The organism is Clostridium sp. C105KSO13, from assembly GCF_001517425.1.
Lineage (GTDB): Bacteria > Bacillota > Clostridia > Lachnospirales > Lachnospiraceae > Muricomes.
Genome location: NZ_FBWL01000152.1, coordinates 17938 through 31093 on the forward strand (window position 1 = coordinate 17938; position 13156 = coordinate 31093).

Below are 13156 nucleotides of genomic sequence, written 5' to 3' on the forward strand. Positions count from 1 at the left end.
ACATTACTTATTTTATTTTTCTGCGCTGCTGCCTGACGTATTTGTGTTGCTGCTTGTATTATCTTTATCGGTCTTTTCCACCTGTACACATGTATCTGCAAGATACTCTGCGACCTTCTGCTGCAGGATGGCAGTCTTCAACACATCTTCCCCAGCCTGCTTCTTAAACTCATTTACATCCTTATAGCCTGAACTTTCTGCATACTTCTTTATTTCTTTTTCATATTCTTTCTTTGAAGGCTCCAGATTCTTCTTCTTCGCTATCAGTTCGCAGGCGAAATCTCTGGCCACTGCCTTCTTTGCTGCTTCTTTTGCCTGGGTATTAAAGTCATCTTCCTTCATTCCCATATACTGCTCTATAAAATCTGTAAAGTCCATACCGTATGCCGTTGCCATCTGAGAATAATAATCCTTAATCTTCTTGAGCTGGTCATCAACCTCTCCATCAGGATATTTCTTCACCTCTACCTGTTCAAGAAGAGCCTCCATGACTTCATTCTGCAGCGTACTATCCTCAGTAGCCTTATTGCTATCCTCCAGCTGCTTTCTAACTTCTGCTTTATATTCCTCTACTGTTTCTGACTTGTCACTGTTTTTCTTTACCCAGCCATCGGTAAGCTCGGGAACTTTTGCGGTCGATATACCATTGAGCTTAACATTAAATACCGCTACTTTATTGGCCATATCAGTCTTTTGGTACCCTGCGGGAAACTGTACGGTTATGTCAAACTCCTCTCCGGTATTATGTCCCGTAATCTGCTCTTCGAAACCTTTATATTCTCCGTTTGCACCAATAAATGAATTCGATCCCAGTTCCAGCTTATAACCGGATGCCGAACCACCTTCAAACTCTGTTCCGTCTACAGAACCTTTATAATCAATATCTACTGTGTCACCCTTCTGTGCAGCTCTGCCTGTAACATCCTCATACGTTACATTGGCTGAAAGATTATTGTTTATTGTAGATTCAACCTGATCGTCGCTTACTTTCGTTTTAGAAACCTGTGCGACCTCCAGTCCTTCGTACTGCTTTATTGTTACATAATCATCAGAGAGCTCCTTACTGCATCCTGCAAGAGATGCCGCCATCAGAACACTCAATGTTATTGCCAAAATTTTCTTCTTCATTTCTTCACCTCATAATTTATTCGCTTCAGCCAACCGCCAAAGTCCGTATGGTTTATGTTATATCACATTTTTTGCCTATTGAAAAGGTTTTTCATACTTATTTCATAGTCACCCTTCCAAAGCTTTTTTCTATAAAAGAGGTGAAAGTAATCTAGAAAACTGCTCTTTTGCGCGTATAACCAGACCCCTGTCATCATAGACCTTACGGGTCACCTGCGTACATTTTGTCATGTCGTTCTCAAAAGCACGCTCCAGGCGCTGAACTGTGCGTTCGCTGTAGATAACTGCATTCACCTCAAAATTCAGTCCAAAACTGCGCATATCCATGTTTGCCGTACCTACGCAGGCAACCATACCATCTACACTCAGCGTCTTGGCATGCAGAAAACCATTATTGTATACATAGCATTTTGCCCCTGCCGCTACCATATCCCCTATATAGGAATAGGTTGCCCAGTAAACAAAAGGATGGTCCGGTTTGCATGGAATCATAATCCGCACATCGATTCCGGAGCGGCTGACGATCTTCAGCGCGTCCAGGATAGAATCATCCGGAATAAAATATGGTGTCTGCAGATATATATGGTCCTTTGCACTATGAATCAGCCGCAGATAATTATCATGAATTGTTTTTATCTGGGAATCTGGTCCACTGGAAATGATTTGCACCGGATCGTGCCCTCTCCGGATATAATCCGGGATTTCAAAAAGGTAATCGTCTTGAAATAGATTTTCCTTTGCCGCGTAATTCCAGTCCAGAACAAAACGAACTGACAGGGAAGTCACTGCCGCCCCTTCAATGCATAAATGTGTATCTCGCCAGTAGCCGAATTTCTTATTATCTAACCCTAAATACTCTCTGCCTATATTAAAACCACCCATAAAACCGATACGGCCGTCAATGATTACAATCTTCCTATGATTCCGGTAATTGATACGCAGCTGGAGACTGCCCATAACTGCTGGGAAAAATTCAGCCACCTTCACTCCTGACTGCTCCAGCCTCTCCCAATCTTTGTTGTGCATGGTACGGCAGCCCATGCTGTCAAAGAGTACTCTTACTTCAACCCCCTCTTTTATCTTACCTATCAGAATCGGTTCAATTGCCTGCCACAGCTCGTCATTTCGTATAATATAATACTGCAGGTGAATGTAGCGTTTTGCCTGCTTCATTTCTTCAATAAGCGCCCGGAATTTTTCTTTTCCATCTGTATAAATACGTACATCATTATTGTCTGTCAGCACCGCCTGTCCGGCTTCCAGGTTATAGAGAATCAAATCCTTAAACCGTGCCATCTCCGGATTTGCAAGGCGAAGCTGCTTTCTGTATATTGTCTCTTCCTGCCGGCGCACCGCATACTTTAGTTCACCTTCAATTTCTTTTGCTTTAAACATTCTGCTTTTATGAAAATCCTGCCCGATAAGAAGATAGAGTAAAAATCCAAGGATGGGGATAAAATAAAGTGCAAGCAGCCAGGTCCAGACTGTCTGGGGGGACCTGCGCTGAAAAAAAATGATGACTAAAGAAAGGATAATATTAATGATAACAAGGTTATCCATCATAAAATTATAGGCTGTTACCACTCCGTCCCATATTGTTTCTGCCATAAATTTAAACTCCTTTTTTCGCCTGTATGCAGCTTATTTGATTATACTATTTTCTCCTGGGAAAAGTAACCCTAAAATGGCAAATTACTTGCACTTGCCCCCAAAGAATGGTACAATACTACTTGCTTAATCGCGGAATAAGAGTATTGTAGGAGGATTCGTCGTGAATTTAGGATTAAAAATCATGCTCATTGTATTGCTGGTTCTGATTATCGCTCTGGTTGTCCTTTATTTCCTCGGCAAGAAAGCGGAGAAAAAGCAAGCAGAACAAAAAGAACAGTTAGACGCAGCAGCTCAGAACGTAACTATGCTGATTATCGACAAAGGCAGAATGAAGCTAAAGGAAGCCGGCTTTCCCGCTGTCGTAGTCGAAAATACACCTAAGTATTTAAGGCGCAGTAAAGTACCTGTAGTGAAAGCAAAAGTAGGGCCGAAAGTAATGGTACTCATGTGCGATGCAAAAGTATTTCCACTGATACCGGTCAAGAAAGAAGTCAAGGCAACAGTCAGCGGCATCTACATAACAGCCGTAAAAGGTCTCCGTGGCCCCCTGGAAACTCCCAAAAAGAAAAAAGGATTTCTGGGCAGATTTAAAAAGGAAAAAAATTAGAAATACAACAGCAATAACCGCAGGAATCCGATTTTTTCAGAACCTGCGGTCATTTTTTTAAGTGCGTGCAAAAGGACCTGTCCCCTTTGCGCGAATTTCCATTTTTATTTTACAGTCAGCGAGAGGCTGATAATTCACATCCATCTCATAATCCACATAGATATCAATATCATCCTCCGTGACGTTGATTTCCATATTCCTTGTCTTGACACCGATTAGCATCTGGCCGTAAGGTGTCTGATAATACGTAAGGTTTTTCTTGTTCTTCTCAAATATCATGTGTGTATTGGATAGACCTGTTTTCATAATTTCAACAGTATCTGAACCGGTTATCTTTATTTTGTTCTTTGTAGTACCTGGTATGCCCTCTGTTACCTCTTCATAAATGATGTAATGTTTCCCATTTCTCCAATAATAACTCCCCGGGGTTACCACTTCTATGGCCTCATTCTCTTCCTCAGCTGCACCAGAAAATCCTTCCATATGCAGCCCCGATATGCTGATCAGTACATCCTTTGTCATATGTCTCCCCCTAATATGCTTCAATATTCACCACATTGGTTGTCGAGATATCAAATGGCATCACAGTGTTGGCGAAATGGCGAAACTTCTCTGCGGCATCACTGACAAAAAACTCGTAATGACTGTGAGGTTTTTCTGCTCCGGTATTTACAATGTTCTGTTCTTCCAATAACTTCTTCAAATCCATCGCCGTCTCATATGCCGGATTAACAATCTGAATTCCATCCCCCAGATAGGTACGGATTTGAGATCTTAAAAGGGGGTAATGGGTGCATCCGAGTATCATGGCGTCGATATCTGTCCTTTTCATAGATTCCAGATAATATTCTATGATTTCCCGTGTTACATTATGCTCCTTGAATCCCTCCTCTACCAAAGGTACAAATAGAGGGCAGGCTTTTTCAATTACCTCTATCTTTGGATTCATTCTTTGGATAACCTTCGTATACATGCCACTTTGGACCGTCGCGTCTGTGCCTACCACTCCTATCTTAAGATTCCGGGTAGCCTCCACAGCCGCTCTCGCTCCGGGAGTGACCACGCCGAGAATCGGAACATCGAATTCACCTCTGATGGCATCCAGTGCCAAAGCACTGGCTGTATTACAGGCAATCACAATCGCCTTTACCTGCTTTTGTTGCAGAAACCGAATAATCTGTTCAGAAAACCGGATAATTGTATTCTGAGACTTACTGCCATAAGGAACCCTGGCAGTATCTCCAAAATATACGATATTCTCATCGGGAAGCTGCCGGATCATCTCTCTTACTACAGTCAATCCGCCGACACCTGAATCAAACACGCCAATCGGTGCCGTCTTTCTATCTTCCACATTCAATGTCTTTCGTCTCCTAAATAGCTAATATTTTTGAAATCTCATACTGATGCGCAGGGATCTCCTTCTTCATGGCTAACGCCTCTTCTATATCATAATCTACAAACTGGCCGTGCTTATACCCTATTACACGGTTTGTCTTGCCCGTACAGAGAAGCTCCACCGCCATAGCTCCCATTGTAGAAGCATATACTCTGTCCTTGCATGTGGGACTTCCGCCTCGCTGCATGTGACCCAGAATTGTTGCTCTCGTCTCAATTCCTGTAGCATCTTCAATCTTTTTCGCAAGGTTTATGGAATCGCCTACACCTTCTGCATTGATAATAATGTAATTCTTCTTGCCGCGCTTTTTATTTGCCAGTATGTCTTCAATTAAAGCACCCTCATCATAATCGGATTCTTCAGGCATAAGGATTCTCTCTGCACCGTTGGCAATACCGCACCACAGAGCAAGATAACCGGCATCACGCCCCATAACTTCGATAATACTGCAGCGCTCATGAGAGGTTGATGTATCACGTACCTTATCAATTGCCTGCATAGCTGTGTTGACAGCCGTATCAAATCCAATTGTGTAATCCGTACATGCAATGTCCAGGTCAATGGTGCCTGGAAGTCCGATTGTATTTACGCCGAGATGTGACAATTTCTGTGCTCCGGCGAAGGAACCGTCTCCTCCGATAACCACAAGTCCGTCAATTCCGTATTTCTTACAGATAGCTGCTGCTTTCTGCTGTCCTTCCTCTGTACGCATGGACTGACAGCGCGCGGTCTGAAGGATTGTGCCTCCTCGCTGAATAGTATCAGATACATCCCTTGCAGACAAATCTATAATTTCTTCTCTCAAAAGTCCGTGATAGCCTCTTCTGATTCCACGTACCTTCAATCCCTTGGAAAGTGCTGTTCTGGTCACAGCACGGATTGCAGCGTTCATTCCCGGCGCATCTCCGCCGCTTGTAAGTACACCTATGGTGCGAATATCATCTTCAATTTCTTCTAAATTTATCTTTTGTTTACCTACTTCTGCCATATATCTCCCCGCCTTTCTAAAAAACGCACTTGTCTTAAGGTTTCATTTTAAACTATTTATAAATGGTTTTCAATAGCTTTTTCTACTACTTTTACCCGTTTTTCCCCAAAATGATTCATCAGCCTGCTTAACACCGGAGGGCCAATGCTAATGCTGCGGTTTCGTGGAAGGCGTTTGACAGCCCGCTCCGCCTGACAGTAAATCACAACTTCATCCTCGCCTTCAGAATCTGCCAGATATCCATACACACTTTGTTCTTCATTCAAAAATGCAGCCTTACTTGGAAATTGAATCCACAGTTCTTTCTTTTTCTGTTCAAATGGAATCATACGTTCACATATCAGCTTGCTCGCCTTTTCATCTTCTTCGGAAACCCTTCCCCGAATGAAAACCTTATTGTCCACCTCCAGAAGCGAACGATTTTTTTCATAATCTCTTGGAAATACTACTATTTCTACTGTCCCCAAAAGGTCCTCCAACGTCAGGAACGCCATCATCTGATTATTTCTTGTATTCTTCACCGTTTTGTCGACAATCATACCTCCGACAATTTCTTTGGCGCCGTCATGCACTTTTGTCTGTCCTGTTTCTTCATCCGGCTGAAAATCTGCAGTAGTGACAGAAATGGATCTGCGCCACTTGTCCTCATACTCTTCCAGGGGATGACCGCTGATATAGACCCCTAATACTTCCTTTTCGTAAGCAAGAAGGTTCTCCCTGGAATATTCCCCTACCTCAGGAAGTTTGATTTCAAAGTCCTGTTTCTGTTCGTCGTCCGCCAGATCAAAGAGAGACATCTGCCCTGTCATTGCATATTTCTTTTCCTGATTTACATGATCTGCAATCTGTATATAGATGCTCATAAACTGCTTTCTCGTTCCCCCAAGGCCATCCAGTGCACCTGCTTTAATGAAATTTTCTATTACCCGCTTATTGAGCACTTCCTTCACAGAAAGTCTGCTGATAAAGTCCTCCAGGTTTTTAAATGATCCAAAATCCTCCCGGTCAGCAACTATTGCTTCTATGACGGGTTTTCCGATTCCCTTTATGGCTGCCAGCCCGTAGCGGATTTTTCCATTGTCCACAGAAAAATTCGCTACCCCCGCATTAATATCCGGTGGAAGAAGCTGTATACCCATCTGCCTGCAGCTGTAAATATATTCTGCCACTTTCGGCGGATTTTCAATCACGGAAGTCATCAGGGCAGCCATAAATTCCACCGGATAATAATATTTCAGATACGCAGTCTGATAAGAAACCACAGCGTATGCCGCCGCATGAGATTTATTGAAAGCATATTTTGCAAAATCGATCATTTCATCATATATTTTATTGGCAATCTTTTCATCAATACCATTGGCAATGCAGCCGGGAACGTTTGTCCCCTTATCGCCGTAAACAAATATCTGGCGTTCCTTCTGCATTACATCGCCCTTTTTCTTCGACATGGCACGGCGCAGCAGGTCGCTTCGTCCCAGGGTATAGCCGGCCAGATCCCGGACAATCTGCATGACCTGCTCCTGATACACGATACAGCCATAGGTAGGTGCAAGAATAGGCTCCAGCTGCGGGCAGTCGTAGGTAATCGTGTCTGCTTTTCTTTTCCCGCGGATATACTGAGGTATAAAATCCATGGGCCCCGGACGGTACAGAGAAATTCCTGCTATGATATCTTCGAGGCTCTCGGGCTTTAGTTCTTTCATGAAACTCTTCATTCCCGCACTTTCCACCTGGAAAATGCCGTCAGTCTTTCCTGTCCCTATATAATCCAGTACCTTTTTATCGTCGTAATTTATGGTTTCTATATCAAAAGCCGGTATCCTCTTTTTTGCCATCTGCACAGCATTCTGGATAACCGTCAGCGTTCGAAGTCCCAGGAAGTCCATTTTCAAAAGGCCCAGTTCTTCCAGAGTTGTCATAGTAAACTGAGTCGTGATTGAGCCATCCTGTGCTCTGGACAATGGCACATACTCATCTACTGACTTCTGACTGATTACCACCCCGGCAGCATGCATAGAGCTATGGCGGGGCAGACCCTCGAGCCGCTTAGACATGTCAATCAGGTACTTTACCTGCTCGTCCGTATCATAAGTTTTACGTAATTCTGCATTCATCTGCATTGCCTTATCAATCGTGATGTTAAGTTCTGTGGGAATCATCTTTGCAATAGTATCCACAAATGCATAGGGCAGGTCCATGACACGGCCCACGTCCCGAATAACACCTCTTGCGGCCATGGTACCAAATGTAACAATCTGTACCACCCTGTCCTTGCCGTACTTTCGCACCACATAATCGATAACCTCCTGCCGTCTCTCATAGCAGAAATCCACGTCAATATCGGGCATGGATACACGTTCCGGATTCAGAAACCGCTCAAACAGAAGCTGATAGCGAATCGGATCAATATTCGTAATCTCCAGACAGTAGGAAACAATACTTCCCGCGGCAGATCCTCTCCCCGGACCCACCGCAATCCCATGATCCTTTGCGTATTTAATAAAATCCCATACAATCAGAAAATAGTCCACATAGCCCATATTCTTTATGACACTCAGTTCATAGTCCAGCCGCTTCTTTAATTCTTGAGATGGGTTCCCATAACGCTTTTCCAAACCTTCAAAACACAATTTACTCAAATATTCCCAGGAAGTAAACCCACCCGGTACATCGTACTTGGGCAGCTTGGTCACACCAAACTCAATTTCCACATCACACCGGTCGGCAATCTTCTGGGTATTTTCAAGCGCCCGCAGTGCATAAGGAAAAAGCTGTGCCATTTCTTTCGGAGATTTAACAAAATACTGACCACCCTCGTATCGCATCCGGTTTTCATCCTGCAGCTTCTTTCCCGTTTGGATACAGAGCAGGATATCATGAGCCTTTTCGTCTTCCTTATAGGTGTAATGCACATCATTTGTAGCAACCAGTTCAATTCCCAGTTCTTCCGACATTTTCAGCAAACTCTGATTTACAAGAGCCTGCTGAGGTATTCCTTGGTCCTGAAGCTCCAGGAAATAGTTGCCTTCTCCAAATATATCCTGATATTCAAGGGCTGACTCCTTGGCCTGCTCGTACAGGCCTTTCGTTACATAACGCTGCACCTCCCCCGCAAGGCAGGCGCTTAAGGCGATAATCCCTTCATGGTATTCCCGCAAAAGCTCCTTGTCCACACGGGGTTTATAATAATAACCTTCCACGAATCCCTTAGATACAATCTTCATTAGATTCGCATATCCCGTATTATTCTCTGCCAACAGAACCAGATGGTAATACCTGTCATCCCCGCCGGTTATCTCCCTGTCGAACCGAGAACCCGGAGCGACATATACTTCACACCCGAGAATTGGTTTAATACCTTGCTTTTTTGCCTCCCTGTAAAAGTCTATGACACCGTACATCACACCATGATCCGTAATGGCAGCACTGTCCATGCCCAGTTCCTTCACTCTCGCCACATATTCTTTTATCTTGTTTGACCCGTCTAGAAGACTATACTCCGTATGGACATGCAAATGTGCAAAATTCATCTTTCACCTCTTAAAAAAGGGCGCTTCCCTAAGAGAAACGCCCTCATGTGCTCAAATCTTATTGTCCGCCGTTAATCATGAAATTAATCAGCCTGTCTGTATCTTCCTTTTCATATGCGATGATTTCCAGTTCTGGAATCTCACCGTTAGAGAAGATATTAGCCATTGATACATATTGGGACAATTTGGACTTCAGATTCAATCTGTCACCCTCACCTGTTACTAATTCAACTTTTCCCTTACATTCATCTACTACCTTAAAAAATGCGTCTATATCCGTAATATTTTGTACTTTCATTTCTCTGATATCTCCTTTCCCTCATTAGGCTTATCTACTTCCTTATTATACCGTATTTTAAAGGGATTGCAAGAATTTTTATAGGATTCTGATACTTTTTTCCAGTATCTCTACTTTTCCCGCTTTCAGCAGTCTTCCTACACCTCGTTTAAAGGCCGCCTTGCTCATTCCCAACTCCTGGCGTATCTTTTCAGGGGCAGCTTTGTCTGTAAAGGGAAGTTCACCATCATAGGATTGCATCACCTTCAGAATAGTCTGTACATCCTTGTCCATCTGCTCGGGAATCCTGTCCCTCAAACTCAGGTCCAGCTTGCCATCCCGCTTCACCGCTGTGACTCGTGCTTCAACCACTTTTCCCACCGGCAGACTGCCGAACACTTCTTTTTTAGGAATCAGGGCGGAATATTGATTGTCCACCGCTACAAATACACCAAATTCTTCACTGGTATCATAAATAATTCCGCTGACTTTGTCATCCTTTTTATAGGGAGAATCTGTCCCCAGTAAATGATACACTTTCATGGTCGCACATAGACGGCTGCTTTTATCGACATAGAGAGAAACAAGACATTTGTCTCCTTTTTTTACTTTTACAGTCTGCTCTTTAAAGGGCAGAAACAGGTCTTTTTCTAGTCCCCAATTAAGAAATGCACCCATACGTCCTACATCTGCGACTTCCAGAACCGCCAACTTTCCTAGCGTGAGCTTAGGCTCATGAGTGGTTGCAATTAGCCTGTCCTCTGAATCCTTATACAAAAACACTTCCACCGGGTCCCCCAGCTCTACATCTTTTGGTACTTGCTTTATCGGAAGTAGTACGTGCTCTTCCTCACTGCCGAGATAAACCCCAAAATCCACTTTTTTTACAACAGTTAAAAACTGTTTTTCTCCTAATTTCATTATAATCTCCTCTATTTGAATTCAATCACTGTGTAAGGTTTTCCATTCCTGTCACACAATTCAACCATGGTACGCTCTGTTTCAAAAGCCACTCTTGGAAAAATAATATCCCCATACTTGGCAGATTGCTTATAATCTACCCGAAGCTGATGAACATCCATATCGTCCGGCAACATTTCCAAAGCCATCTGAACATATTGGCAGTTGTTTACATGCTCATTTGTATCTATGTGATACTTTCTCACCGGAAAAGAGGGGCACGCTTCACTTGATACAGGGAGTTTTATTTTCCTGTCCTCATACTCCATCTCAAGCGGAGGTTCCATACCGTAAGGCAGGACATCCTCATCCCCCGGCCTGGCCGGTCTTCCTTTCTCCGTATCCATAAACACCCATACGGAATTGGCATAAGCCACTCGATTTTCTTCACTGTCAAGCATAATAAAATTACGATTTCCATAAAGTCCCTTGAATCCGGTTGCAAAGGTACCTATTGTAATCTGTTCGCAAACCTTGGGAAATCGTTCTATCACTATCTGCCAATAAGACAAAATCCAGGCCTTTTTCCGCTTTTTCAATACTTCCACACCTACGCCGATATCCTCCGACTGAAATGTGCTGCAGTCTTGAAAATAATTGATAAGCGCCGGCAGTGTCATCGTGCCCTTGTGGCCGATATCGCTGTACCTTACTCTACTGTCAAATGAATACATAGTATATTTCTTCCTTTCGTTCTCTATGCCATCTTTTATTGCTGCTCGTTTTTGCCGGATATATAGCTGTGTTCCACAGTAATGACAAACTGATAACGGGCATCATTCTCTAAGAGCTTTTCCGAGAGCTGTTTTTCCAGCTCGATTCTCTTTTTCTCATCATAAGAGATAGGTACAACCAAGTCAAATATTAATTTGATATGTTCCTTTCCTCTTACCATGCGAAAATCATGAATACTGCAATTTTCATCCAGCTTCTCCAATCCTTCTGTAATCTGAGCCCGGACTTTAAGCACCTCCTTATCTCTTGTCTCAATAGGGTCCATATGTATGACAAGAACCATCCCCAGCTGTTCCTCGGCTTCCCGTTCTATATTGTCAATAATTTCATGGGATACTTCTATATTTACATCATTGGGGACTTCTGCATGGATCGATGCCATGCTTCTGTTTGGGCCATAGTTGTGGACGACTAAATCATGAGTACCCTCTATTCCATCATACTTTTCCACAAATTTTTCTATCTTGGCGTACAATTCCGGATCTACGCCCTCGCCTATGAGAGGTTCCAGTGTATCCCGGGCAATTTCAATGCCGGCCCACATGACAACCAGTGCCACACCGATGCCCACAAATCCGTCAATGTTGATTCCTGTCAGGGCAAAGAAAATAAGTGATAAAATAGTAGCTATCGTTGTAACTACATCTCCCATGGAATCTGTAAACATTGCCATCATGACTTTTGAGTTAATCTTCTTTCCAAGTTTTCGGTTGAAACTTCCCAGCCACAATTTTACCCCGATGGATAACAGCAAGATCACGACCGACAATAATTGAAACCGCAACTCCTGAGGTCTTCTGATTTTTGCCAGAGAATCTTTCAGAAAAGTAAATCCTACCTCCAACACAAAAAAAGATACAATTAATGCCGATATGTACTCCACTCTTCCGTGGCCAAACGGGTGCTTTTCGTCTGCCGGTTTGCCGGCCATCCTAACCCCAATGAAACTGATGACAGAGGAGCACGCATCAGACAGGTTATTAAAACCATCCGCCATTACAGAGACGCTCCGTACTCCTATTCCTATGGCCAGTTTGATAATAAACAAAAACATATTACAAAAGATGCCCACAATACTGGCCAATATACCATAAGCCGTACGTACGGACATCTTTTCTACACACTCATAATCCTTTACGAAATGCTTTACCAAAAATTCCGTCATGATTCCTCCATCCGGCATCCTGGTTCACTCAAACGCTTGTTCGCCAGCTTACTGCCGGGTATATGAATCAAGCTTCTCCAGAAAATACCACTTTATCTTAAAGTTAGATTGTGCCGTTACTTTCGAATATTCCTCTTCTGTCAACACACTTTTTAATTCCTCTTTGCCCTCTTCTGGCACAACAGCATTTGTTGCATCCGTAAAGCACAAATTCGGATACAAAACACACCACCAGTTATGTCCCCTGGCAGCTCCGATTTCAATTCTCAGAGCTTTATAATTTCCTGCCGGAAAGGTCACATCACCATAAGTCTTCTCCGGAAAATAACAGGTAGTCACAGCCGCACTCACTGGGTAGTCTTTCCCCTTCAAAAGTACCGTTTCCCGGCCTGTCTCCTTCAACTTATCCGTGTTCCTTCGCATCCAGTCCTCAGTTTCCCGGACATTCATCCCCTCCGGCATAGATTCCTTCAAAAAAGCAAGCACCCGTTCCTTCACGTCCATCTTCAGCGCCTGGTCTTCTTCGCTGTCGCTGTTTGCCAGCACATGGAACCGCAGAACCTCCTGGGCAAGGTGCTCCTGTAACCTCGCCTGAGATGTAAGATTCATGTGCCAGATAATCCCCCCCGTAATAAAACTTGCTATAATTAGTGCAAGAATCAAAATAATTCTGTTTGTATATTTATCGGCGCAATATATTCTATTTGTTCTGTCCATATGTAACTTCCTCTACCTTTCTTAGATTGATATAGGAAG

General features: G+C 43.4%; 12 protein-coding genes. 1 reads left to right on the forward strand and 11 read right to left on the reverse strand.

What is annotated here, in order from left to right; genetic code table 11:
• Nucleotides 1–12 precede the first annotated feature (12 nt).
• Nucleotides 13–1128 (reverse strand): trigger factor, encoded by a 1116-nt coding sequence (gene tig, locus BN3456_RS03980; RefSeq protein ID WP_089982846.1) that lies wholly within the window; start codon nucleotides 1126–1128, stop codon nucleotides 13–15.
• 129 nt (nucleotides 1129–1257) lie between these two features.
• Entirely contained in the window at nucleotides 1258–2736 is a 1479-nt protein-coding gene (gene cls / locus BN3456_RS03985) for a cardiolipin synthase (RefSeq protein WP_089982847.1), read from the reverse strand.
• Nucleotides 2737–2899: 163 nt separating this feature from the next.
• Between cls and BN3456_RS03990 the strand changes: the two genes are divergently transcribed.
• A complete protein-coding gene (locus tag BN3456_RS03990; RefSeq protein WP_089982848.1) occupies nucleotides 2900–3346 on the forward strand; it encodes a hypothetical protein in 447 nt (148 codons plus the stop codon).
• Nucleotides 3347–3403: 57 nt separating this feature from the next.
• Here the strand turns inward: BN3456_RS03990 and BN3456_RS03995 are convergent, their stop codons facing one another.
• From BN3456_RS03995 to spoIIR, 9 genes are all read right to left on the reverse strand, one after another.
• The gene (locus tag BN3456_RS03995; RefSeq protein WP_089982849.1) at nucleotides 3404–3868 is read right to left on the reverse strand and encodes a DUF1934 domain-containing protein; all 465 of its coding nucleotides are present in this window, start codon (nucleotides 3866–3868) and stop codon (nucleotides 3404–3406) included.
• A gap of 10 nt (nucleotides 3869–3878) precedes the next feature.
• A complete protein-coding gene (murI, locus tag BN3456_RS04000; RefSeq protein ID WP_089982850.1) occupies nucleotides 3879–4706 on the reverse strand; it encodes a glutamate racemase in 828 nt (275 codons plus the stop codon).
• A 13-nt stretch (nucleotides 4707–4719) separates the two neighbouring features.
• Complete coding sequence (pfkA, locus tag BN3456_RS04005) at nucleotides 4720–5694, reverse strand: 6-phosphofructokinase (protein WP_347457774.1); 975 nt, start codon at nucleotides 5692–5694, stop codon at nucleotides 4720–4722.
• A gap of 95 nt (nucleotides 5695–5789) precedes the next feature.
• Nucleotides 5790–9263: a DNA polymerase III subunit alpha gene (locus BN3456_RS04010; RefSeq protein ID WP_089982852.1), complete on the reverse strand. Its 3474-nt coding sequence runs from the start codon at nucleotides 9261–9263 to the stop codon at nucleotides 5790–5792.
• 58 nt (nucleotides 9264–9321) lie between these two features.
• Nucleotides 9322–9561, reverse strand: coding sequence for a polya polymerase (locus BN3456_RS04015; protein ID WP_089982853.1), 240 nt, complete (start codon nucleotides 9559–9561; stop codon nucleotides 9322–9324).
• Between the two features lie 78 nt (nucleotides 9562–9639).
• Nucleotides 9640–10464 (reverse strand): CvfB family protein, encoded by an 825-nt coding sequence (locus BN3456_RS04020; protein WP_347457776.1) that lies wholly within the window; start codon nucleotides 10462–10464, stop codon nucleotides 9640–9642.
• 8 nt (nucleotides 10465–10472) lie between these two features.
• On the reverse strand, nucleotides 10473–11174 hold the full coding sequence (locus BN3456_RS04025; protein ID WP_089982855.1) for an acyl-[acyl-carrier-protein] thioesterase: 702 nt from the start codon (nucleotides 11172–11174) through the stop codon (nucleotides 10473–10475).
• Between the two features lie 35 nt (nucleotides 11175–11209).
• Nucleotides 11210–12400, reverse strand: coding sequence for a cation diffusion facilitator family transporter (locus BN3456_RS04030; RefSeq protein ID WP_089982856.1), 1191 nt, complete (start codon nucleotides 12398–12400; stop codon nucleotides 11210–11212).
• 48 nt (nucleotides 12401–12448) lie between these two features.
• Complete coding sequence (gene spoIIR, locus BN3456_RS04035) at nucleotides 12449–13117, reverse strand: stage II sporulation protein R (RefSeq protein ID WP_089982857.1); 669 nt, start codon at nucleotides 13115–13117, stop codon at nucleotides 12449–12451.
• Nucleotides 13118–13156 lie beyond the last annotated feature (39 nt).